Origin of the sequence: Streptomyces sp. NPDC006872, assembly GCF_040635845.1 — a bacterium.
GTDB lineage: Bacteria > Actinomycetota > Actinomycetes > Streptomycetales > Streptomycetaceae > Streptomyces.
In genome coordinates this window covers 15,686-34,849 of record NZ_JBEYIL010000006.1, presented here as the reverse complement: position 1 = coordinate 34,849, position 19,164 = coordinate 15,686, and the positions used below count along the sequence as shown (strand labels likewise).

The 19,164-nt window shown below is 70.0% G+C and carries 17 protein-coding genes and 1 pseudogene; 8 read left to right on the top strand and 10 right to left on the bottom strand.

Annotated features, from left to right (window positions below; all coding sequences use genetic code 11):
- Positions 1–64: 64 nt before the first annotated feature.
- Positions 65–2,917, bottom strand: a complete 2,853-nt coding sequence (locus tag ABZ725_RS18995; protein WP_358803783.1) for a hypothetical protein — start codon at positions 2,915–2,917, stop codon at positions 65–67.
- Between the two features lie 175 nt (positions 2,918–3,092).
- Between ABZ725_RS18995 and ABZ725_RS18990 the strand changes: the two genes are divergently transcribed.
- From ABZ725_RS18990 to ABZ725_RS18980, 3 genes and pseudogenes are all read left to right on the top strand, one after another.
- Positions 3,093–4,451, top strand: coding sequence for a hypothetical protein (locus ABZ725_RS18990; RefSeq protein ID WP_358803782.1), 1,359 nt, complete (start codon positions 3,093–3,095; stop codon positions 4,449–4,451).
- 344 nt (positions 4,452–4,795) lie between these two features.
- Positions 4,796–4,978: pseudogene (locus ABZ725_RS18985) on the top strand (CorA family divalent cation transporter); the annotation flags it as partial.
- A gap of 22 nt (positions 4,979–5,000) precedes the next feature.
- Entirely contained in the window at positions 5,001–5,123 is a 123-nt protein-coding gene (locus ABZ725_RS18980) for a hypothetical protein (protein WP_358803781.1), read from the top strand.
- A gap of 3 nt (positions 5,124–5,126) precedes the next feature.
- On the opposite strand, the gene ABZ725_RS18975 is transcribed toward ABZ725_RS18980, so the two are convergent.
- On the bottom strand, positions 5,127–5,513 hold the full coding sequence (locus ABZ725_RS18975; protein ID WP_358803780.1) for a VOC family protein: 387 nt from the start codon (positions 5,511–5,513) through the stop codon (positions 5,127–5,129).
- Complete coding sequence (locus ABZ725_RS18970) at positions 5,510–5,812, bottom strand: metalloregulator ArsR/SmtB family transcription factor (RefSeq protein WP_358803779.1); 303 nt, start codon at positions 5,810–5,812, stop codon at positions 5,510–5,512. The genes ABZ725_RS18975 and ABZ725_RS18970 overlap by 4 nt, the downstream gene beginning before the upstream one ends.
- Positions 5,813–6,239: 427 nt before the next feature.
- Between ABZ725_RS18970 and ABZ725_RS18965 the strand changes: the two genes are divergently transcribed.
- On the top strand, positions 6,240–7,484 hold the full coding sequence (locus ABZ725_RS18965) for an FAD-dependent oxidoreductase (protein WP_358803778.1): 1,245 nt from the start codon (positions 6,240–6,242) through the stop codon (positions 7,482–7,484).
- Between the two features lie 30 nt (positions 7,485–7,514).
- A complete protein-coding gene (locus ABZ725_RS18960; protein ID WP_358803777.1) occupies positions 7,515–8,483 on the top strand; it encodes an RNA polymerase sigma-70 factor in 969 nt (322 codons plus the stop codon).
- 109 nt (positions 8,484–8,592) lie between these two features.
- Here ABZ725_RS18960 and ABZ725_RS18955 read toward each other — a convergent pair whose 3' ends face one another.
- Positions 8,593–10,185, bottom strand: coding sequence for a bifunctional 3-(3-hydroxy-phenyl)propionate/3-hydroxycinnamic acid hydroxylase (locus tag ABZ725_RS18955; RefSeq protein WP_358803776.1), 1,593 nt, complete (start codon positions 10,183–10,185; stop codon positions 8,593–8,595).
- A 138-nt stretch (positions 10,186–10,323) separates the two neighbouring features.
- Between ABZ725_RS18955 and ABZ725_RS18950 the strand changes: the two genes are divergently transcribed.
- The 3 genes from ABZ725_RS18950 (at position 10,324) to katG (ending at position 14,383) form a co-directional block, all read left to right on the top strand.
- Entirely contained in the window at positions 10,324–11,532 is a 1,209-nt protein-coding gene (locus tag ABZ725_RS18950; protein ID WP_358803775.1) for a cysteine desulfurase-like protein, read from the top strand.
- 155 nt (positions 11,533–11,687) lie between these two features.
- A complete protein-coding gene (locus tag ABZ725_RS18945) occupies positions 11,688–12,149 on the top strand; it encodes a Fur family transcriptional regulator (RefSeq protein WP_351905556.1) in 462 nt (153 codons plus the stop codon).
- Positions 12,150–12,175: 26 nt separating this feature from the next.
- Positions 12,176–14,383, top strand: a complete 2,208-nt coding sequence (gene katG / locus ABZ725_RS18940) for a catalase/peroxidase HPI (protein WP_358803774.1) — start codon at positions 12,176–12,178, stop codon at positions 14,381–14,383.
- 81 nt (positions 14,384–14,464) lie between these two features.
- Here the strand turns inward: katG and ABZ725_RS18935 are convergent, their stop codons facing one another.
- The 6 genes from ABZ725_RS18935 to ABZ725_RS18910 all read right to left on the bottom strand — a co-directional run bounded on the left by ABZ725_RS18935 (position 14,465) and on the right by ABZ725_RS18910 (position 19,128).
- The gene (locus tag ABZ725_RS18935) at positions 14,465–15,745 is read right to left on the bottom strand and encodes a cytochrome P450 (protein ID WP_358803773.1); all 1,281 of its coding nucleotides are present in this window, start codon (positions 15,743–15,745) and stop codon (positions 14,465–14,467) included.
- Positions 15,746–15,870: 125 nt separating this feature from the next.
- A complete protein-coding gene (locus ABZ725_RS18930; RefSeq protein WP_358803772.1) occupies positions 15,871–16,671 on the bottom strand; it encodes a thioesterase domain-containing protein in 801 nt (266 codons plus the stop codon).
- A 54-nt stretch (positions 16,672–16,725) separates the two neighbouring features.
- Complete coding sequence (locus ABZ725_RS18925) at positions 16,726–16,902, bottom strand: hypothetical protein (protein ID WP_351920528.1); 177 nt, start codon at positions 16,900–16,902, stop codon at positions 16,726–16,728.
- The gene (locus ABZ725_RS18920) at positions 16,902–17,648 is read right to left on the bottom strand and encodes an SRPBCC domain-containing protein (RefSeq protein ID WP_358803771.1); all 747 of its coding nucleotides are present in this window, start codon (positions 17,646–17,648) and stop codon (positions 16,902–16,904) included. Before ABZ725_RS18920 ends, ABZ725_RS18925 begins: the two co-directional genes overlap by 1 nt.
- 5 nt (positions 17,649–17,653) lie before the next feature.
- Positions 17,654–18,916 carry a cytochrome P450 gene (locus ABZ725_RS18915; RefSeq protein WP_358803770.1) on the bottom strand — a complete coding sequence of 421 codons (1,263 nt, stop codon included), beginning with the start codon at positions 18,914–18,916 and terminating at the stop codon, positions 17,654–17,656.
- Positions 18,913–19,128, bottom strand: a complete 216-nt coding sequence (locus ABZ725_RS18910) for an MbtH family protein (RefSeq protein WP_358803769.1) — start codon at positions 19,126–19,128, stop codon at positions 18,913–18,915. The genes ABZ725_RS18915 and ABZ725_RS18910 overlap by 4 nt, the downstream gene beginning before the upstream one ends.
- Positions 19,129–19,164 lie beyond the last annotated feature (36 nt).

Genomic DNA, 19,164 nt, shown 5'->3' with positions numbered 1-19,164 from the left:
ATCACCCGCTATGTCCGTTGGACGGCGTGGACGACCGATCGCTGTCTCTGGTGAGTCGGTGCTCTCATTCCGAGAGCCGGGCTGTCGCACTGAGCCATCCAACCGCCCTCAAGTCACGGATCAACCACTCGTAGGCGAGTGCGGTCGCAGGGCGGGCTGCCCCTGTGGGCAGTTCGCAATCTTGGTAGTACGGCCGGTGAAAATTCGTCTTGGAGTCGACCGGACCACCGGGGAACGGCTCGGTAGGGCCAAACCCTGGTTCGGTCCACAGGTCCAGGTCCACCTCGGGAGGATCGCTGCGGCGGCCTGCGGCCTTGGGACGGAGGGTGTAGAGCAGGCCGCTATGCGATCCGTCTGAGTCATCTTCAGGCATGACCACCATGCCCTCGGCGCTCACAGGCAGGGCGGTGTACAGGCCCAGAGCGGGGGCAAGGGCCGGGAAGCTCGACTCGACCAGCTGCCGGTAGCCAACAATGGCATCCCCTAGAATTTCCATGTTGATTCTCAGCGTCAGCAGTGGGGAGTAGCCCTGCCAGTTGCTTCTGTGCCGCGGGCTTTTCCGATCCGGTTCTCCGTACGGTCTGCGCAGCAGATCGTCAGTGACACCGTCCAACTGTGAATGCATCCACCGAACGTCCGCCGAGTCAAATGTGTAGCCCGCAGCCTGATGGGTGAACGACACGGACGCACGCTCACGCTCCATCATCGCTTCGACTCGCTGGCGCAGTTCGGGTACGACGACCGTATTGGGGGAGCTATTTCTGAGACGAAGTCTCTGGGCGAGGTACCACAGCCGTTCACGGGCCAGCGGTGAGTCTGACGGCACCATGAGAGCGCCACGCAGCACAACCCGCTCAAGCGGCTTACGGATCTTGCCGCCGGCCCAGTGCCACCTGCCCAGCGGATCACGAGGAAAGAGGAATTGGCTCCACCAAAGCCATTCTGGGTCTTCACGAGTCCTCGGGTGCACTGCCAGAGGCGTCACCGCAGGAGACTCGAAGGAGAATCTAGAGGGAGAGACGGCCACCCATCCTTCCTTCACCCACACGCCCCAGCGAGGCAATCGTCCATCATATAGGTCGAGGAGCGAACCGCTCAGTGGGCCAAAACCCTCCACGTAGGCGTCGAGTGCCTCCCGCAACCATGTGCCAACCGTTCCGGCGGTTCGGAGTTCATCGAATTCCGCAGGGACCATCTGGGCGACTGCGGCCCTGGCCTTTTCCTCGGCCTCACCCATCCCGTCTTCTTGCTTCGCGCCTCGCGCGATCTCGTCGAATACCCAGGAAGCAGCCGCAGGGTTGGCACGGGCCAGACGGAGCATGAGATCCTCCGCTTCGTCTGAGTGGCTCGCGTTCACGGCGAAGGCGATCGCGTAACGCCACCGGGGGAAGGTGTCGGCGGCAACGATCTCCTCCAGTCGGACGGCTCCCCGTCGCAGAGCCTGTGCGCCGAAGTGCTGCTCGAAGACCGGCAGCGCAAATCGGAGTCGGGCTCCCTCTTGGACGACGAGGCCGGTGTCCGTCAGCTCCCACACCTCGGCTTCATGGCCGAATTGCTGAGCGGAGACCGGGCCTCCGACATTCAGGATGCGTACGGCAAGACGAGCCAGCCGGTCCCAAGTCTGTGTAGTCGGGCGCCCCGTACGACGGCCTTTGATGACGGATGCGGCCAGGCCGGACAACAACTCCAGGCTTGACACCCGCGCGTCTTCACCGGCGAGAATGCGGGACGCGACGGACAGGACCTGAAGGGGACTGGTCAATAGATCCTGTACTTCGCGTTCCTGGAAGGCCATTCGCGCTTCATCACCGAGCACAAGGTCCAGGAGTTCCTTCCCTTTCCGCGCTGGCCATGGAGCGATTTCGTGCACCCCGACCTTGCCCAGGTCGACGCCAGGTCTGCACGTTGCCAGAATCTGAGCGTCCGGGTGGGCTGCAATCAGGATCCGGGCCTCGCGGAGAAGGTATGCGACCTGTTCGGGTGCGATCCCGTCGAGATCGTCGATCACGATACGACCGAGCCCAGTCGCCGGATCGCCGCCCGCACGTGTGACGGCGTCCACAAGATCAGGTACGGCCTTGCGGGCATCCACCCATACAGGGATCGCCACCCTGGGATCCGTCCCTGCCTCCTCCAGCCCCTCGTGCCACCAGCGCTCGGCTTCTTCGCTCTTGCCGGCCCCCATCGGGGCGACCAGAACCGCCAGAGTGCCAGCAGGGATAGTCACCACCGGCAGCGACGACTTGTCAGCCCAGTCCAGAACGACAGGGACGCGGTCCTCGGGCACAAGACTCAGTCGTGCCTCGCGGCGGTGGCACGCGGCCAGGCCGGCATCAGCGAGCCTGTCCGATCGCGGCTTGGCCCCAGCGGACACCACGTCGAGCAACTGCGCGAGGACATCACCGGGGGTGATGGCACCGGCGTAGGTCCGGCGGACGGAGTCGTAACGATCCAGATAACGGCACAGCTGGTCGTAGTGCCATACCGCCCAGTCCTTGAGCCCCAGGCGGGCCGCGTACGTGGAGACGAACTGATTGATCTGGTCAATACCTCCGCTTCGGGGCACGGGAGTCAGAATCACATTGGTGGTGAAGATCAGATACTCGGGCAGCCGTTCCCTCTTGGACGCCGGGCTCAGCCACGCTTCAACTTCATCCTTGATCTGCCCCTTCAACCACGAGACGGCATCGGGGAGTTGCTGATCGGTGCGCTGCCGGAACTTGGCCTGCACCACTCCGTAGCCGTCCCATGCCTCAAGCCCGCTCGGATACGGCACGCGCCCCTGGAACGTCGCCTCGCGCCCACCGTCCCTGCCGTCCCCGAAGGCGGAGACGCCCGGCCCGAGGATCTCCTGGGCCAGGGCTTGTGACACGTGCTCGAACTCCCGGGTGCTCAACCCGTTGAGGTTGTGATCCACCCCGTCATGATGCCGCTACGACGCCCCCTCCTCTGCACCGGGCACAACTTTCACCGGTCGTCACGCTCCAAGGGCGCGCGCCGTATGCGCACTTGTGTGCGCCCGTTGTTCGACTCGTACCTTGCGACGTTGGTCTTAGGTCTCACTGCGATCCACCGGAGAACAGGGGGAACAGGTGTCGAAGTCGACTGCAGAAGCACTGGAGGATCTCGCAGGGTGTTCGAACGTCGCTGTCCATTCCACCTCGGCAGTCGCTGGGGACGTTAGGGCCGCAGCCGCAGAGGACGACGAGGAACGCAAGGAGAAAGACCTCGAAGCCCTACGGCGCAAGCCGGGCATGCGTCAGTTACGCGCCGCAGAACTCGGCAACTCAGTACGACTAACGCCGTGGGATGTTCTGCATACCCTTGCGCGAGCCATCTCCTTGGCACGCCGAGGAGCAGCCCGTGGCCTGGCCGAGCACTGGGGCAGCCTGAAGTACAGCCTGGCCCTCAGCGGCAACGCCACGTCTTTCATGGGGCTCTCCGCCGAAGGGCGGGACACGGCCGACTACTACAAGGCACTCCAGTCGGGAGAACTCGGCATCGGGTTCGCGCTGGCCGTCGCCGAACGGGTCCTCAGCCGCCGCTACCCAGACCATGCGGTATCGATCGTTCCTGCGGACACGACCCTCCGCGCGGGCTGGGCTCTGAACAGTAAGGAGAAAGGCACCACGGTGGGCTACCGATACCGCCCGCAGTACTTCGGCGAGGTCTGGAAACCAGGAGAACCGTCGCGGATCTTCCCCATCGTCTCCCGAGGCAACCACGGCACCGCAAGCACGTCCTACGGTCAACTCGCTGACGCCTCTGCCTACATAGAGGGGGTCCACATAGGCACTTACGACGAGACGCCCGGCCTGATCTTCAGCACACAGCTACCGCTGGATGAGCCGCTCACGGTGCACGCGCTGAACGCCGAAGGCTCGGGCGGCTGGCTATCCGGTACAGACGCTTTCCCGCTCGGAAACCTGAACGCACAGCTCCAGGACGAGGCGTGGCCCCCGGGTATTCACCCGCCGGCCGACAACGGCAAAGGACCGTCCTCGGAGCCAGGCGTTCACGTCACCGATGACATCTCCGGATGGTTCCAGCGAGTCCTCGCACGCACATCCGCCGCGGGACTCACCGCCTTCGCCGGCGACGGGAACTCCACAGCCCCGTACCTCACCTCTCGCCAGGGGAGCCGCCGCTTCTCCGCCGGCATCGCCCACGCGGCTACCGGAAGCGTCCAGGACGCCAAATACACTCTCCTCGGCATCCCGTTCGTCGGCACCGACCATGTCTTCCGACTCAATGGAACACGTGTGGAGGCATTCTCCGGAGTCCACGCGGACCTCTTCGATCACCTGAGCCACGGTCGCCTGGAGCAATACCGCAGCGACGTCCACGCTCTGCGCTCCGCGTGGCCTTCGGACACCTGGGACAAGAAGTGGGCCGGTCCCGTCTCGATCCACCAAGACGGGTCCGCCCTGGCCATTCATCTGCTGCCCTGACTGGTGGTCCGCCAAGTAGGCGGACCAGCGCTATCCGGAGGTCACGGAGCGACGGGCAAAATGTGTGGCAGAGACTGCCGACGGCTTCTGGACCGACCGTCGGTAGTAACGTTCTGTGATCAGCAAGCCAATCGAACGGATGCACGCCGGGTGCCCCACCGACCACGTGCGGAGCGGTTCTCTGGGGAGAATCTGGGGAGTATGAGCGGCTCTGGGGAGCGCGTGGGGAGAATCGAGCGCGTAACCGGACGCGAGCTTGAAAGGCCCAGAAAGACGAATCAGCCCAGGCCAGAGCCCCATGCAGTGACATCACCGCAGGTCAGCGCCCCCAGGTAGACAACTTCAAGAAGATCTCGTCCTGGGCGGCGATTCTGTTCGCGCCCACGCTGGTGGGGACGATCTACGGGATGAACTTCACGCACATGCCGGAGTTGCGCTGGGGGTTGGGGTATCCCTTCGCGATCGGTCTGATGGGGGTTGTCTGCGTCAGCCTGTATCTGATCTTCAAGCGGCGGGACTGGCTCTAGGCTCCTCGGCGCGCGCGGGTCGATGCGCTGGTTCGCCAGACCGGATTTCTGCGCCTGCCCGAGCAGTCCGGTCAGGGTGCTCAACGGCAAGACGCTGAGCTTCATGGACGACGCGGAGTCCCGCGACCCGGCCTCGGGCGCCTGAAGTTCACCCGGCGTGCAGGATCTGGATCAGGTTGCCGCAGGTGTCGTCCAGGACCGCGGTCGTGACCTCGCCCATTTCCAGCGGCTCCTGGGTGAACTGCACGCCGAGGTCGCGCAGCCGGGCGAACTCCGCCCGTACGTCGTCGACGGCGAAGGCGGCGAGCGGGATGCCGTCCTTGGCCAGGCCGTCCTTGTACGCCTTCACCACGGGGTGACCGGAGGGCTCCAGCAGCAGTTCGGTGCCGTCGGGGTCTTCCGGCGAGACCACGGTCAGCCATCGGTCCTCGCCCAGGGGCACGTCGTGCTTCTTCACGAAGCCGAGCACCTCGGTGTAGAAGCGCAGGGCCGTCTCCTGGTCGTCGACGAAGACGCTGGTCCGGTGGATCTTCATGGGGTGCTCTCCGGTTCGTCGGGTCCGTCGGGCCTGAGCCATCGGGTCGCGATGCGCTCAAGGGGTTCGGTGTCCAGGTCGTGGAACTTGTAGCGGCCCTGGCGCCGTGAGCGGACCAGGCCCGCGGATTCCAGCACGGCCAGATGCTGGCTGATCGCCTGGCGGGAAAGCGTCAGACCGTGCCTGGTCACCAGCCGTGCGCATATTTCGAACAGGGTCTGACCGTCCCGGTCCACCAGCTCATCGAGGATGTGCCGACGGGTGGGGTCGGCCAGCGCCTTGAAGACGTCCTCCGCCATGCCCACCACCATAGGCAAGTATCGCCTTGCCTATCAAGCAGGGCTCCGGGGCCGGCGAGTCGAGTTCGCGCTCCGCCCACCGGTACCCACGACGCACCGCCGGTTCCCCCCTGTCCCGGTCCTGCCGTCAGAAGTCGTAGGCGGTGAAGGCGAGGCAGGCGATCGTGCCGTCCGGCTCGAGCGCCTCGTAGCCGTTCCGTTCCCCCGAACCCTTGACCGATGCCATGTCACCCAGCTTGGCACGGGGGTCCGACAGTGCCCGCGAGCTCCCCCCGCGGCCCGACTGCGCCCGCACCCGGCGGGGGCGTCCGGCCCGCACCGCCCCCAGAGGAAGTGATCTGCGTCACACCTGTCACAACGATCGGGCAGCCGGTGTCCTGTGGGCGAAACCGCGAGACGGACACCGAGGAACAAGGGGAGAGACACCATGACCGGGAACACGGATGTGATCGTGATCGGCGGCGGATACGCGGGCGTCATGGCGGCCAACCGCCTGACCCTGCGCGACGGCGTGAGCGTGACCCTGATCAACCCGCGCGCGACCTTCGTCGAGCGGATCCGCCTGCACCAGCTGGTCGGCGGGTCCGACGACGCGGTCGTCGCGTACCGGGACGTCCTGGCCGAGGGCGTCCGGCTGGTCGTCGACTCCGTGACGCGGATCGACGCGGGCGGACGAAGCCTGCTCCTGGAGAGCGGCGGCACCGTCGGCTACGACTACCTGATCTACGCCGTGGGCAGCGGCAGCGCCGATCTGAGCGTGCCCGGCGCGGCCGCGTTCGCCCACCCGATCGCCACCTTCGAGGAGGCACAGCGACTGCAGTCGGTCCTCGAGGACACGCCCGCATCGGCCCCGGTGACGGTCGTCGGCGCCGGTCCGACCGGTATCGAGACCGCCGCCGAGCTGGCGGAGGAGGGCCGCACCGTGACCCTCGTCTGCGGCGGGGTGCTCGGCCCGTACCTGCACCCGCGCGGCCGACGCTCGGTCGCGGGACGGCTGGCCGCGCTCAAGGTGAGCGTCCTGGAAGGCCCCGACACCAAGGTGACGGCCGTGACACGCGACTGCGTGCGGCTCGGCGACGGCCGAGAGGTGCCGAGCACGGTGACCGTCTGGACCGCCGGGTTCGCCGTGCCGGACCTGGCCGTGCGCAGCGGGCTGAGCACCGACGCCCTGGGCCGGCTGCTCACGGACGAGACGCTGACCAGCGTGGACGACGTCCGCATCGTCGCGGCCGGGGATTCGGCGGCGCCCTCGGACCTGCCGCTGCGGATGAGCTGCCAAGCCGCGATACCGCTGGGCGCGCGGGCCGCCGACACGGTGCTCAGCCGGATCGCGGGCGAGCGGGCCGCGGCCCTCAACCAGACGTTCGCCGGCCAGTGCATCAGCCTGGGCCGACAGGGCGGCATCTTCCAGTTCGCCCACCGGTACGACGTCGCGGTGGGCTTCCACATCGGCGGTCGCCCCGGGGCGAAGATCAAGGAGTTCGTCTGCTCCGGCATCGTCAAGCACCTGGCCGGCGAGGCGGACAAGCCCGGTTCGTACCGCCTGCACAACGTCTCCGGCGGCGCCCATCGCCGGCAGGCGCTCGCGGCCAAGGACACCGAGCGCGGCGAGTCGCCGACCGCTGCCGCCACCACCGTCACCACCGCCACCACCGCCGAACAGGCCGTCTAGGCCGCGCACGAACGGGGGAGGGAACGAGACATGAGTGATCACGCCGCAGACATCGGTGCCGGCACCGGCACCGGCACCGATGCAGATACAGATACAGATACAGATACAGATACGAACACCGACGAGGCGACCGGAACGTTCGTCGCGCACCGCAACCTGCTCTTCACCGTCGCCTACGAGATGCTCGGATCGGCGGCCGACGCCGAGGACGTCCTCCAGGAGACCTGGCTGCGGTGGGTCAAGGTCGACCTGGGGCAGGTGCAGGACCGGCGCGCCTACCTGGTGCGGATCACGACCCGGCAGTCGCTCAACCGGCTGCGCACCATGACCCGCCGCAAGGAGGCCTACGTCGGCCCCTGGCTGCCCGAGCCGCTGCTCACCGCGCCGGACGTGGCCGAGGACGTCGAGCTCGCCGAGAGCGTGTCGATGGCGCTCATGCTCGTCCTCGAGACACTGGCGCCGACCGAGCGCGCCGTCTTCGTGCTGCGCGAGGTGTTCGGCGTCGGCTACGACGAGATCGCCGCCGCCGTCGACAAGAACCCCGCGACCGTACGACAGATCGCGCACCGCGCCCGCCTGCACGTCGACGCCCGCCGCCCGCGCGCGGCGGTCTCCGCAAAGGCGACCCGGGCGGCTCTGGAGTCGTTCCAGCGCGCGGTCGACACCGGGGACCTCCAGGGCTTCCTCGACGTGCTCGCCCCCGACGTCGTCCTCCTGACCGACGGTGGCGGCATCAAGCAGGCCGCGGTGCGTCCGATCGTCGGCGCGGACAAGGCGGCCCGCTTCATCATCGGCACCGCCGAACGGAACCCGGCCGAGCTCACCAGTGCGCTCACCGTGGTCAACGGCAACCCGGGACTCGTCATGCGGCTGGACGGCGAGCTCGACGGCGTCCTCGCGGTCCGGGTCGAGGACGGCCGGATCACCGGCCTCTACTTCGTCCGCAACCCGGAGAAACTGACCCGGGTGGAGTCGGAGACCCCGCTCACCCTGCACTGAGCACCCAAGGGTTCGGCTGTCCCGGCCGCTCGGCATCGGCACGGTCTCCGACGCGGTGGTGGCGGGCGTCGATCCCGTGCCGCACCGGCGGGGCGGGGCCGGGGCCCGGTCACCGCCCCCGATCGGTCCCGCGCAGCCGTCCGCGGGCGGAGGCGAGCAGCTCGCCGATACCGTCCGAGGAGCCGACGCCGCCGAACACGTAGTGATCGGGGCGGGCGAGCACCGCCTCGCACGACCGGTGCCGCATCCAGGCGTCCAGGACGTGCTCCTCCTCGCGGTACTCCTGCGTCCCGGCGGGCGCAGCGCCGTCCACGAGCCGCACGAGACGGACCGGGAAGCCGCCCTCGGCCGCGTGCGCGCGCAGCGCGGACGCGGCCGCGGACGGATCCGCGTCGTGCCGCAGCACCAGCCGGAACGTGCTCCCGGTGAACTCGTCCAGGAGTCCCGTGCCGCCCCGGGAGTCGGTCACGTTCGGCTGCGGCAGGATGTCGCCGCGCGCGGGGAGACCCTCCGGCGCGAGGAACCCGGCGCGCAGTCCGGGGATCAGGGACTGCCGGACGGTCCCCTCGGGCGCCGCCGCCAGCTCCGCCAGCAGCTTGGCGTCGCGTTCGGCGGCCGCGGCCTCGTCGCGTTCGCAGATGACGTGCCCGAACTCCTTTGCGGTGAGCGTGACTTGACGCACATGCGGCGCCCGCTCCCGCTGGTAGGCGTCCAGGAGCGAGTCGTCGGCGCCGCGCAGATGCAGGGCGAGCTTCCACATCAGGTTGGACGCGTCCCGGATGCCCTGGCACATGCCCTGCGCGAGGAACGGCGGGGTCATGTGCGCGGCGTCGCCGAGGAAGAGCAGCCGCCCCACCCGCCACTGCTTCAGGACGAGGGCGTGGAAGCGGTAGGTGGACGCCCGCCACAGGTCGTACTCCCCGGGGGCCAGCCAGCGTGCCAGCAGGCGGCGGATGAAGTCCGGGTCGGCGACGTCCTCGGGCCGTTCGCCAGGGTTGATCATGAACTCCCAGCGGCGATGGTCCCCCGGCCCCACGACGAACGTGCTGGGCCGGGCCGGCTCGCAGTACTGGACGTTCGTCCGTGGCAGAGCGGCCCCCGCGCCGGGGCGCAGCCGCAGGTCCACCACCAGCCAGGGCTGGTCGAACTCCAGGTCCTCCATCCGCAGCCCCGCCCGTCTGCGCGCCGGGCTCGCGCCGCCGTCGCAGGCCAGCACGTACCGCGCCCGCACCGCGCGCGGGCGGCCCGCCGGATCGACGACGTCCACGGTGGCGCCGACGTCGTCGAGGCGGACGTCCGTCACCTCCGTGCCGAGGTGCACGTCGACGCCGTCCGCCTGTTCGAGGCGGCGGCGCAGGGCGGCCTCCAACTGGGGTTGGTCGAAGACGTAGTTGGGCTCCCAGCCCAGCAGATGGGGCGGCGGCGCGACGCCGATGCGCTTGATGACCCGCCCGTCGGCGTTGCGGTACTCGGACGGCCGGTACGGCATGGTGTGGTCCGCGATGGCGTCGGCCAGTCCGAGGCCGGCGAAGACCCGCATCGCCTCCTGGTCGAATCCGATGGCCCGGGGCCGCGGCTCGATCTCCACGGCGCGGTCGAACGCCACGACGCTCAAGCCCAGGTCATGGGCGAGGTTGGCGGCCGTGGCCCCGACCGGGCCCAGCCCCACGACGACCACGTCGGCGTCGAATTCGTCGCTCACCGGCAGCCCCTTCCGACGCCCGTCCGACACCTCCGAACACGACGGACCGTATTGGTCAAAGGTAAGACAGTCAAGGGTCTGACAATCGTTTGGCACGTCCACTGGCAGGCGTCGGCCCCGAGTGCCAGAGTCTGGGCCATGGCCATGGACGTCGCCGCACTGCGCACCCGTTTCCCTTCCCTCACGCACGGTCTCGCCTTCTTCGACGGGCCGGGCGGGACCCAGACCCCCCTCCCGGTCGCCGAGGCCGTGACCAGGACGCTGACCGGCCCGCTGTCCAACCGGGGACTCGTCAGCATGTCCGAGCTGAACGCCGAGCGGGCGGTCGGCGAGTTCCGCGCCGCCTACGCCGACCTGCTGGGCGTGCCCGCCGGCGCCGTCGTGCACGGACGCAGCGCCACCCAGCTCACCTACGACTTCTCACGGCACCTGGCCAAGGACTGGCGGGCCGGCGACGAGATCGTCCTGAGCCGTCTCGATCACGACGCCAATGTCCGCCCCTGGGTCCAGGCGGCGGAGCGCGCCGGGGTCGTCGTCCGCTGGACGGAGATCGACGCCGCGACCGCGGAGCTCGACCTGGACTCCTACGAGCGGGCGCTGTCGCCGCGGACCCGGCTGGTCGCGGTGACCGCGGCCTCCAACGTGCTGGGCACGAAGCCGCCCGTGCGTCGGATCGCCGACCGGGCCCACGAGGTCGGCGCGCTGGTGTACGTGGACGGCGTGCACTACGCGGCGCACCACCTGGTGGACGTGCCCGCGCTGGGGGCCGACCTGTTCGTCTGCTCGCCGTACAAGTTCCTCGGACCGCACTGCGGTGTGCTCGCCGGATCCCCCGAGCTCCTCGAATCCCTCGCCCCGGACAAGCTGCTGCCCTCCCCGAACACGGTGCCGGAGCGCTTCGAGTTCGGGACGCTGCCCTACGAGACCCTGGCGGGCGCCACCGCCGCCGTCGACTTCCTGGCGGCGCTGGACGAGGCCGGGCCGGGCGCGGGGGAGTCCCGCAGAGAGCGGCTGAAGCGCTCGCTGCACTCCCTGCACGAGCACGAGAACACGCTGCGCGCCAGGCTGGACGACGGGCTGCGCGCGCTGGGCGACGCCGTCACCGTCCACTCCAGGGCGGCGGACCGCACCCCGACCGTCCTGATGACCCTGGAGGGCCGGGACGCGACCGAGGCGCAGGCGCATCTTTCCACCCGCGGGGTCGTTGCCCCGGCGGGGTCCTTCTACGCCCACGAGGTCTTCGCCGCACTGAAACTCCCCGACCCCGCGCTGCGGGCGGGGCTCGCCCCCTACAACGACACGGAGGACGTCGACCGGCTCCTCGACGGGCTCGCCTCGTTTCTCTGAAAGTCTCTTCCCCGTCGGTTTCCCCGTCGGCCTCCCGTCGGCTTCCCCGTTGGTTCCACCGCCCCCGTCTCCCCCGCCCCCGTCTCCTCCTGTTTCCCAGACTTGTACTCTTCGTTTTCTTGAAGCGTTCGTGTTTATGAAGTAGGTTCGGCCCCATGACAGCACCCCGTACACCGACCACCGCCGAGGAGCTGCGCGGTGTCGGCCTGCGGGTGACGGCCGCCCGTGTCGCCCTGCTCGAGACCGTCCGGGACGGCGATCACCTCGGTGTCGAGGCGATCGCCACCGGGGTGCGCGACCGCGTGGGCCACATCTCCCTGCAAGCCGTGTACGAAGCCCTCCACGCGCTGACCACGGCAGGACTCGTGCGCCGCCTCGAGCCGCCCGGCAGCCCGGCCCGGTTCGAGGGGCGCGTCGGGGACAACCACCACCACCTCGTGTGCCGGTCGTGCGGCGTCGTCGTCGACGTCGACTGCGCGGTCGGTCACGCCCCCTGCCTCACCGCGGCCGACGATCGGGGCTTCTCGATCGACGAGGCCGAGGTCATCTACTGGGGCCTGTGCCCCGCCTGCTCGACCGCCGATACCGCTTCCACCAGCGGTACCGCAGCACTCTGAATTCCCCCATGTTCGGAAGGATCGCTATGTCCGAGAACCACGACGCAATCGTCACCGACGCGAAGGAGGAGACGGGCGGCTGCCCCGTCGCCCACGGACGCGCCGCGCACCCGACCCAGGGCGGCGGCAACCGCCAGTGGTGGCCGGAGCGGCTCAACCTGAAGATCCTCGCCAAGGACCCCGTCGTGGCGAACCCGCTCGGTGCGGAGTTCGACTACGCCGCGGCGTTCGAGGCGCTCGACCTGGCGGCCGTCAAACAGGACATCGCCGAGGTGCTGACCACCTCGCAGGACTGGTGGCCCGCCGACTTCGGCAACTACGGCCCGCTGATGATCCGCATGGCCTGGCACAGCGCCGGCACCTACCGCATCAGCGACGGCCGCGGCGGTGGCGGCCGCGGGCAGCAGCGTTTCGCGCCGCTGAACAGCTGGCCGGACAACGGCAACCTCGACAAGGCCCGCCGTCTGCTGTGGCCGGTCAAGAAGAAGTACGGCCAGTCCATCTCCTGGGCCGACCTCATGATCCTCACGGGCAACGTCGCGCTGGAGACGATGGGCTTCGAGACCTTCGGCTTCGCCGGCGGCCGCGCGGACGTCTGGGAGGCCGACGAGGACGTGTACTGGGGTCCGGAGACCACCTGGCTCGACGACCAGCGCTACACCGGCGACCGTGAGCTGGAGAACCCGCTCGGCGCGGTCCAGATGGGCCTCATCTACGTCAACCCGGAGGGCCCCAACGGCAACCCGGACCCGCTGGCCGCGGCCCGTGACATCCGCGAGACGTTCCGCCGCATGGCGATGAACGACGAGGAGACCGTCGCCCTCATCGCCGGTGGCCACACCTTCGGCAAGACCCACGGCGCGGGCCCGGCCGAGTCGGTCGGCGACGACCCCGAGGCCGCCTCGATCGAGCAGCAGGGCCTGGGCTGGAAGTCCACCTACGGCACCGGCAAGGGCGGCGACGCCATCACCTCCGGTCTCGAGGTCACCTGGACCACCAAGCCCACCCAGTGGAGCAACGACTTCTTCGACATCCTCTTCGGCTACGAGTGGGAGCTGACCCAGAGCCCCGCCGGCGCCAACCAGTGGGTGGCCAAGGACGCCGAGGCGATCATCCCCGACGCCCACAGCGACTCCAAGAAGCTCCCGACGATGCTCACCACCGACCTCTCGCTGCGCTTCGACCCGATCTACGGTGAGATCTCGAAGCGCTTCCACGAGAACCCGGACCAGTTCGCGGACGCCTTCGCCCGCGCCTGGTACAAGCTGACCCACCGTGACCTGGGCCCGAAGTCCCTGTACCTCGGCCCGGAGGTCCCGGCGGAGACCCTGCTGTGGCAGGACCCGCTGCCGGCGGCCGAGGGCGAGGTCATCGGCGCCGCGGACATCGCGGCCCTGAAGGCCAAGCTCCTCGGCTCGGGGCTCACCGTCTCCCAGCTGGTGTCCACCGCGTGGGCGGCGGCCTCCAGCCACCGCGGCAGCGACAAGCGCGGCGGCGCCAACGGCGCCCGCATCCGCCTCGAGCCGCAGCGCGGCTGGGAGGTCAACAACCCGGACGAGCTGGCGCTGGTGCTGCGCACGCTCGAGGGCGTCCAGCAGGAGTTCAACTCCGGCGCCAAGAAGGTCTCCCTGGCCGACCTGATCGTCCTCGGCGGCGCCGCCGCCGTGGAGAAGGCCGCGGGGGACGCCGGTCACGACGTGGAGGTCCCCTTCACGCCGGGCCGCGTGGACGCCTCGCAGGAGCAGACGGACGTCGAGTCGTTCGCCGCGCTCGAGCCGACCGCCGACGGGTTCCGCAACTACCTCGGCAAGGGCAACCGCCTGCCGGCCGAGTACCTGCTGCTCGACAAGGCGAACCTGCTGACCCTGAGCGCCCCCGAGCTGACGGTCCTGGTCGGCGGCCTGCGCGTGCTGGGCGCCAACCACGGCCAGTCCGCGCACGGCGTCCTCACCGACGCCCCGGGCAAGCTGACGAACGACTTCTTCGTCAACCTGCTCGACCTGGGCACGACCTGGTCGTCCACGTCCTCGGACCAGACCACGTTCGAGGGCCGCGACGCCTCCGGCGAGGTCAAGTGGACCGGCACCCGCGCCGACCTGGTCTTCGGCTCGAACTCCGAGCTGCGCGCCATCGCGGAGGTCTACGCGAGCGACGACGCGAAGGAGAAGTTCGTGAACGACTTCGTCGCGGCGTGGGTCAAGGTCTCGAACCTCGACCGGTTCGACCTGGTCTGATCTCCACCTGAAGTCAGCGGGGCGTCCGGCCCGACCACAACGGTCGGGCCGGACGCCCCGTGGCGTTGCACGCGACCGGCGTCAGATCCGCACGGGCAGCCGCGGCAGCCGGGGAGGGGTGCCGGGGATGACCGTGCGGCTCATGCTCGCGCCCTCGGCGAGCCGCAGCCCGGGGTGACGCTCCAGCAGGGTGTGCAGGGCGATCTCGCACTGGAGGCGGGAGAGGGCGGCGCCCACGCAGTAGTGGATGCCGTGCCCGAAGCCGATGTGTCCCTCCGTGCCGTCGAACGGGCGGCGGGTGATGTCGAGCCGGTCGGGGTCGGGGTAGCGGCGCGGGTCGCGGTTGGCGGAGACCAGGACGAACTGCACGCAGTCGCCCTTGCGGACAGCCGTGCCGTGGAAGTCGAGGTCCTCGGCGGCGATCCGCATCCGCACCATGATGTCGGGCCCGCACCAGCGGATGAACTCGTTGACGGCCCCCGGCAGCAGTTCGGGGTCCGACTGGAGCAGTTTCAGCTGGTCGGGGTGGGTGAGCAGGGCGGCCAGGCTGTTGACGATCAGTTGCGCGGTGTTGTCGTAGCCGGCCATGACGACGTTGAGGACCATCGCCACGGCCTCCTCTTCCGTCAGCCGGAACTTCTCGTCCTCCCGAGCTGCTGCGAGGGTGCTCAGCAGATCGTCGGCGGGCTCCCGCCGCCGCTCGTCGAGCAGCCGCAGCACGGTCTCGACGACGGCCGGGGACGACTCGCGCAGCCGCTCCGGTTCCATGACGAGGATGTCGTCGCCCCAGCGGCGGAAAACCGCCCGGTCCTGCTCCGGGACGCCCGCCAGCTCGCACACCACGGTGACCGCGAGGGGGTAGGCCAAGCCGTCGACCAGCTCCAGGACGCCGTCGGCGGACCGCTGCCGGAGGTCGTCGAGGAGGTCGGCGGTGATCTGTTCCACGCGGGGGCGCAGCGCCTGCATACGGCGGGCCCCGAAGGCCCGGTTGACGGCCCCGCGCGTCCTGGTGTGGGCGGGCGGGTCGGTGTCCAGGGCCGAGACGAGGAAGTACTTCTGGACCTCCGCCGGCAGGTTCAGCATGTCCACGAGGGCGCGGCGCGGGTCCTCGCCGCTGTGGTCCTCGATCGCGTCGGGGCTGCTGACGAAGCGGCCGTCGCGCAGGCCCTCGCGGACGTCGTCGTAGCGGGTGACCAGCCACACGGGCTGTGTGTCGGTCAGCCAGGCGCGCACCACGGGCCCCTGCTCACGGACCCGGCCGTAGCCGCCGGCGGGGTCCGCCAGCAGCTCGGGGTCGAGCAGATACAGCTCTCCGGGCGGTCTGGCGGCGAGGGGGGCCGTGGCGGCGGTCAGGTTCGGCATGGGTCAACTCCCTTGTCCTGAAGGCTTGTTCATGTCCTGCGAGGTCGTTCATGACGTACGGGGTCGTTCATGACGTGCGGGGTCGTTCATGACGTGCGGGATGGTTCATGACGTGCGGGGATCGTTCATCGGATCCGGGTGGCGATGTCCGCGACCAGCTCCGCCTCACGGGGGACGAGGTAGAAGTGGTCGCCGGGGAACGAGCGCAGCGCGAAGCGGCCCGGCTCGGTCAGCTCCGCCCAGGCGCCGACGGAGCGCACCGGGCAACTGGTGTCGTCGCGGCCCGTGTAGGCGGTCACGGGGGTGCGCAGGGGCAGGGGGCGGCCTGGGCGGTAGGTCTCGATGAGGCGGTAGTCGGCGCGCAGCGCGGGCAGCAGCAGTTCCCTGAGCTCGGGGATGTCGTAGACCTCCGTCTGATAGTCGCCGAGTCCCCGGACCACGGCGAGGAGGGCGTCGTCGTCGCCGTCCTGGACACCGGGCGGCAGGGCCCGGTGCGGGGCGGCGCGCCCGGAGACCAGCAGGTGCGCCGGAGGCAGTCCGCGTGCCTGAAGCCGCAGCGCCACCTCGTAGGCGACGGCGGAGCCCATGCTGTGGCCGAACAGGGCGAGCGGCAGATCCGTGTACGGCGTCCGGGAATCGGTGAGGGCCTCGGTGACGGCGTCGGCCAGTTCGGCCATGTCCTCGACGCACCGCTCGGCCAGCCGGTCCTGACGGCCCGGGTAGCGCACGGCGAGGAGTTCGACGTCGTCGGGCAGATGCGCGGGCCAGCCGTGGAAGAGGTGGGCGGTGCCGCCGGCGTGCGGGAAGCACAGCAGGCGGCGGGCGGCCCGGGGCGCTCGGCACCGGTGCACCCGGAACCACCGGTCCGCCGGTGGCCGCCGGCTCGCGGGAAGCGCGGCGGCCGTCGTGAGGTGGGTCGGCGCCATGGTCGGACGGTCCTCCTGAAGGGGAGCTCAGTGTGTGTGGGGGGGGCGGCGGAGTCAGCGAAACGCGCCGAACCGGCGGGAGTCGAGCATCGACAGGAAGTACGGGAGCTTGTCCACGGCCCGTTTCGGGACCTGGGCGGTCTGCACGGTGTCCCGGCGCAGATCGGTGACGACGAGCTTGTACACGCCGTCCTCCTCGACGAGTTCGGCCGAGTAGAGAGGGGTCTCCATCAGGGGGCCACCTCCGCCAGCCAGGTGTCCCACGCGCGCGTGACGCTCTCGACGCCGGCGTCGGCATCGGGTGCGAACAGGTGGTGGCCGAGCCACACCGGCCAGTTCCAGGCGCTTCCGTCGTAGAAGCGGTACAGGGCGTCGGCGGTGCGCAGACCGAGGAAGTCGGCGTCCAGGAAGTCGACGACCGCTTCGACGGGGGCGCCGGGCCGGGCCGGCAGGGTCACCTTCACGGTGTCGCCCGCGCCCGCCGTGCCGGACAGCCCGAGCCGGTCGCGGACGGCGCCGAGGGCCCCGGGGACCGCCGGGTCGGGGCGGGTGGCCGTGACGTAGGCGGCGCGGCGGCCGGCGAAGTGCCGCAGATACTCGGCGAGGCTGTGCTGGTAGAAGTCGATGTGCTTCTCGGCGGCGTCGGCACGGGTGTCCCAGCCGTCGTCGACGGCGCCGGTGTGGACCCAGTGGACGCCCATCGACAACCGGGCGGCCGAGTCGCCGTGCGCCTCGACGGCGTAGTCCAGGGTGTTGCTGAAGCCGCCCTGGTCGGCGGTCCGGCAGGCGAACCTGCGGGGCGGCTCCCACTCGACGACGGTGGCCTGCCCCCGCGACACCGCACCGCCGACTCGCGGCTCGACGTCCATCGGGTACAGCCAGCCGAGGTTGCCCTCGCCGGTGGCGACCGCGTTCCACACCTGCTCGGGTGTCGCGGGCAGCACCTGCTCGCGGCGCACCCGGAACTCGCGGGCCATGCGGGTCACTTCCTCTCTCGGACGGATGTGTACGTGACCGGCAGCGCCGTGAGACGGCGTTGCAGCGGGTTGGGACGCCACTGGAGTTCCTCCGGTGCGACGGCGAGGCGCAGGTCGGGCAGTCGGCGCACCAGCGTGCCGATGGCCAGCTCGGCCTCCAGCCGGGCCAGGGGCGCGCCCAGACAGAAGTGCGGCCCGTGCCCGAAGCCGAGGTGCCGGTGGGCGGGACGGCCCAAGTCGAGCCGGTCGGGGTCCTCGTGGCGGTCGGGATCGCGGCCCGCCGAGGCGAGCAGCAGAAAGACGAGGTCGCCGGCGGGCAGGGTGCACCCGCCGAGCGGCACGTCCTCGGCGGCCACCCGGACGATGGCCTGGCTGGGGGTGTCGTAACGGACGATCTCGTCGACGGCCGTCCGGATCAGCGCCGGTTCGGCGCGCAGCCGGGCCAGCTGGTCCGGGTGGCGCAGCAGCGCGAGGACGCCGTTGCCGATGAGGTTCGTCGTCGTCTCGTCGCCCGCGGTGATGAGCAGGAAGCACGTCGACAGCAGCTCGTGGTCGGTGAGCCGGTCGCCGCGCGCCTGGGCCGTGACCAGGGCGCTGATCAGATCGTCGCCGGGGTCGGCGCGCCGCTTCTCGGCGAGCCCGCTCAGGTACGCCTCGAACTCGTCGACGACCCGCTCGGCGCGGTCGATGTCCTCGTGGATCCGGCCGAGCCCGCGGAACCACTCCTTGACGCGGTCCCGGTCGCCGTCGGGGATGCCGAACAGCTCGCAGACCACGGTGTGCGGCAACGGCGAGGCGACGGCGGCGAGCAGATCGACGGACCCGTCGGCGCCGGCGCCGCGGCGGGTGGCGACGGCGTCGTCGACGAGCCCGTCCACGACCTCCTGGACCCTGCCCCGCAGTTCCTCGACCCGGCGCGCGGTGAACGCCTTGTTGACGAGGCCCCGCAGCCGCGCGTGGTCCGGCGGGTCGGTGTTGCTCATGACCCGTCCGAGCCGCGCGGCGAGCCGGCTCAGGTCGCGCATCCGGCCGTCGCGGGCGACCAGCGCGCCGGTCATGCGCTCGCGGTCGTTCGACAACCGCAGGTCGCCGAGGGCCTGTTCGACGTCCGCGTGCCGGGTGACGTACCAGACGCCCTGCGGCGCGCGGTACACCGGGCACTCGGCGCGCATCCGGGCGTAGGTCGGATAGGGGTCGCGGCGGAACGCGTCCGACTGCATGACCGCCGCGAAGTCCCCCACGTCGGCGGTGACGGCGACGCCGCTCACGACGTGGCGTCCATCGCCTCGACGAGGCTCTTGGGACGCATGTCGGTCCAGGTCGCCTCGACGTACTCCAGACACGCCGCGCGACTGTCCTCGGGATGGGCGACGCTCCATCCGTCGGGGACGTCGGCGAAGGCGGGCCACAGCGAGTACTGCGCCTCGTCGTTGACGAGCACGAGGTAGGTGGCGTCCTGGTCCTCGAAGGGGTTGTTCACGAGGGCTCTCCTGGTTCTGAATCTGGTTCTGGATGT